1 protein-coding gene is annotated in these 364 nt (G+C 43.7%); it reads left to right on the forward strand.

Annotated features, from left to right (window positions below):
• Positions 1 to 234 (forward strand): hypothetical protein (locus tag KDM89_RS20440; protein ID WP_212689697.1); only part of this gene is annotated, 234 nt, incomplete at its 5' end.
• Between the last annotated feature and the right edge of the window lie 130 nt (positions 235 to 364).

Below are 364 nucleotides of genomic sequence, written 5' to 3' on the forward strand. Positions count from 1 at the left end.
AGCGATGTGCCATTGGGGGCAAGCATTCAGGGCAAAGAAGGCGAGGATCCTTTAATTGTTCTTAACGGCGGTGAGCTTTATTTTCCTGACTTGCCGTCCGCCACTCGTACGCTCCAAGTGTCCCTACCAGGTGATATTGCGCGGTGTACAGTGGATTTACCTGAGGGTTTAAAACTGAATCAGGCAAACACGCCGGAAAAACCGCAGTTCGTTTGTAAAATAATTAGTAATTGATTGAGCTATCATGAAAAAATTTTCTTATCTGTTAATGATGTTGAGTGTATTGATCGCCCAGCAATGCTGCGCATTTGGTGTCGATAAGTTGAAACTGGATCTGGATGCTTCGAAAGGTTTTAAAAAGGTT

This window comes from Cognatundibacterium luofuense (genome assembly GCF_018139685.1).
In the GTDB taxonomy this organism is placed as follows: Bacteria; Pseudomonadota; Gammaproteobacteria; order Burkholderiales; family Burkholderiaceae_D; genus Undibacterium; species Undibacterium luofuense.